At 64.4% G+C, this 3297-nt stretch carries 2 protein-coding genes and 1 pseudogene; 1 reads left to right on the forward strand and 2 read right to left on the reverse strand.

Going from position 1 to position 3297, the window contains the following annotated elements; all coding sequences use genetic code 11:
* Positions 1–191: 191 nt before the first annotated feature.
* Positions 192–367 (forward strand): annotated as a pseudogene (locus ABDV69_RS20785) (VOC family protein); the annotation flags it as partial.
* A 534-nt stretch (positions 368–901) separates the two neighbouring features.
* On the opposite strand, the gene ABDV69_RS20790 reads toward ABDV69_RS20785, so the two are convergent.
* The gene (locus ABDV69_RS20790) at positions 902–1276 is read right to left on the reverse strand and encodes a hypothetical protein (RefSeq protein WP_343577684.1); all 375 of its coding nucleotides are present in this window, start codon (positions 1274–1276) and stop codon (positions 902–904) included.
* Between the two features lie 104 nt (positions 1277–1380).
* A complete protein-coding gene (gene ltrA, locus ABDV69_RS20795; protein ID WP_343577686.1) occupies positions 1381–2733 on the reverse strand; it encodes a group II intron reverse transcriptase/maturase in 1353 nt (450 codons plus the stop codon).
* Positions 2734–3297: the final 564 nt, after the last annotated feature.

The raw sequence follows: 3297 nt of genomic DNA on the forward strand, positions 1-3297 counted from the left end.
GCTTGGGGATGTAGCCCTGCAAGAAGAACCGGTCCACACAGCGGACCTCCAAGCTGACATGGTCTCGCAGTAGGGTCGCGTAGTCGGCCATGACAACCTCCTCGGTCTCAACAACTAAGAGGCTACGACCGGCCGCGACGAGGGCGCCCTCCGGGCGCCCCTCAGCGCGAAGCGCTGAACAAGCCTTTCTCGGAGGTATGAGGCTCGCTCGCTACACCTGGCCGTGGATGATTTGGACCTGGCGGAGGCAGAGGCGGCTCGGCTTGGGGCGACGTCAGCGGTTGAGCAGCCAGCGCCGGACCGGTGGCGGGTGCTCCTTGACCCGGCAGGCCACCCGTTCTGCCTGTCGACACAGATCCCCGAGTAGCCCCCGGCAGGCCGCTCGCCGTCTGCCGCAAGGTCGGGACACGAGGGGCCAGGCGTCTTCTGCGGGTAGATCGTTTCGCCCCAGGCGAGCATGGCCACGTACTGGTCGATCTTGCGGGCGCGAGCCGAGTCCCGCTGGACCCCTCAGTCGGCCTGGCACGATCGTGCCCATCCAGTCCAGCCGAGAGGTCCAGGGCTTCAGCGGGGCCGATCCCGATAGCAAGTTTCCGGCCGCCGCCCACCTCGCCGAGCACGACGTTGAACGCAGAGCCCTCGACGTCGTCGTGCACTGCGACCACCTTGATGGTCCGCATCTCGATGAGGCTGCCCTCAACCACGGATGTCATGACGACGCTCCTCTCCGGCCGGTCCATGATGGCACGCGTCCAGGGTGACGGCCAGACCCCGGCCGGCGCCGGCGCTGCTCGGGCTGCAGCGCGTGAACGCCGTCGCGCTGGCTTCGTCTCGCAGGGATCCGCAAGGTAGTGCCCACGGCCTCATCGGACGCGCCGCGTGCTTCTGTCGGCTGCGGTCGTCAGCACGGGATGAGGTCGATGCCTGGATCGAGCCGGTGGAGATCCTCAGGGTCACTGGTCACAGGCACACCGTCCACAGCGCGCGCCAAGAGGACAACTGGAGCGTCGATGACATCGGAGGTGGCGGTCGCGGCGCACAACTGACCGGCGGAGCGGGCGGCGACCCCGTCCAGAGCGTGAGTCGTGACCTCGGCGGAGTTCATCACCCGCACCAGGCGAACCTGGCGTGCCGGGTTACGCCATGCTTGCGCAAGCGCGCCAGCCGGCACGTGGATCTGCTCGGCAAGCTCCAGCAGTAAGGTAGGCCACTGGTTCGGTGTGCCACGCAGCGGTTGAGGTCCCGACCAGGCCATCGTGGTGGCGTCTTCCAGCACACCGGCCCGGGACCAGCAGCCCCCGCAGTAGTGGCATCACCTCCCCAGCGGCCCCCTGTCAAACCGGACGTGCGGTTCTCCCGCATCCGGCTTTCCGACACCGTTCATCGCTGCGCATGCGCCGACCAGTAGCGCACCGTTCCAGTCAACCGGTAGACACCCAGGTCCGTGAGCCACCCGTAGGTGTAGCTTTGCACCCAGTTCCGACCGGATTTCCCGTGCTTTCTGCTCGCCAAGATAGCCAGTCGCTGATGCACGTAACTGTCGATGACGTTGAACTTCCGTCCCGAGTTCCCGAAACGAAAGTACGCCCCCCACCCCCGCAACACAGGGTTCAGGTCTTCAACCACGTACTTCAACTCCCGTCCGACATGACGCCGATCGGTCCGCGCCCGGACTTTGGCCTGTATGGAAGCCATTGCCCGCGCCGAGGGCCACTTCTGCAGATAGAAGCGGCCCGGGAACTTCCAGGACCCCACCATACGATGATGGAACCCCAAGAAGTCGAACCCTTCAGTGCCATTACGGATGCACACGACCCAGGTTTTATCAGGATGCAACCGCAACCCGATATTCCCCAAAACCGCGGCCGCCAAAGCCCGAGCCTGCTCGGCCCTCGCTTTGGACGCACAGACCACGACAAAATCATCGCAGTAGCGCACGAGAACCCCCCATTGGTGTCCCGTCGCCGCCCACGCCTCATCGAGAGCATGCAAAGCGACGTTAGCCAACAGAGGCGAAATGGGTGATCCCTGCGGGGTTCCAGTCTCCGAGTCCGAGACCACCCCACCCTCGAACACCCCGACTCTCAACCAAGCTCGCAACAGTTTCAACATCTGCCGGTCACTGACCCGGCGTTCGATCTGACCCAACAACGCGGTCCGATCGATCTCATCGAAACATGCTTTGATATCAGCGTCGAGCACCCACACGCGACCCGCGTTCGCTGCCACACGAACAGCCTCGAGAGCCTGATGCGCCGACCGTTTCGGACGAAACCCGAAACTGACCGGGAGAAAGTCCGCCTCGAAGATCGGTTCCAGCACAATCTTCGCTGCAGTCATGATCACCCGATCGGCGACCGTGGGAATACCGAGCGGACGGGTTTCGCCCCGCCGCCCCGGTTTGGGTATACGAACCCGTCGTAACGGCGACGGGCGATACGTGTGCGCCCGAAGCTGTCCTGCGAGCCCGTCGAGGAAGGACCGTACCCCATCAACGCCCCCAGCTTCGATACTGGCGATAGTCACGCCGTCTACACCGGGAGCGCCCTGGTTGGTGGCCACATCAACCCACGCCCGCCACATCACATCGCTGCGGGCGAGCTTGTCGTAGAGAGCATGGAACTGACGTGTCTGGTCCTGCTTGGCACAACGATAAAGCACGCGTTGGAGCGCTCGAACGGGATCCAGGCCATCGACCTGTCTGACACACCTAGCCGAAATCTCGGCACTCATCAGCGTTCCTCGCTTCCTTCCCGTGCACAGGTGAAGTAGGGGTCCTTCGCTCGAAGCGGGTTATGTTGTCCCGCCCGTCATCACTACTGTGACCCCCTCCGACTCCCTCTCGACTGTCTGACACTTCCCGGTTTCGCCGGTTATAGCCAGACACGCTCCGAACCCCCGCAGGGCCCGGGTCGAGTAGGGCCTCTCCAGTTCCCACGACAACCTTGTGACCATTCCACGCCCCTTACGCCGGGAGGTTCATGAGCGTCCGCTCCAGGTACCCAGACGCCTTCCATGGCCTTCGCCCATTCGGCGCAGGCTCGGCTCCTCCTTGGTCCTGCTCACGCAGGCGTAACTAACGACGCCGCAGGCTTCACTTGATGTTGCGGACTGGCCACTCGCTCCGCCCCGCTTCGACGCCGGCCTCTCAACCGACACCGGGAGCATCGCTACCGAGGACCCTGGCATCTCCCCGGACCGGACTCGCACCGGCTGGCTCTCGTGAGCTTACGCTCGATCACCTCATGTCATCGAAGCTCCCCTCGAAGACTCTGGCGCCCGAGCTGCTGGACGCAC

The sequence above is a fragment of the Mycobacterium sp. genome, assembly GCF_039583785.1.
Taxonomy (GTDB): Bacteria; Actinomycetota; Actinomycetes; order Mycobacteriales; family Mycobacteriaceae; genus Mycobacterium.

Excerpts from the sequence above, each read along its gene's own strand:
- ltrA (WP_343577686.1), bottom strand. The coding sequence starts at position 2,733 with ATGAGTGCCGAGATTTCGGCTAGGTGTGTCAGACAGGTCGATGGCCTG.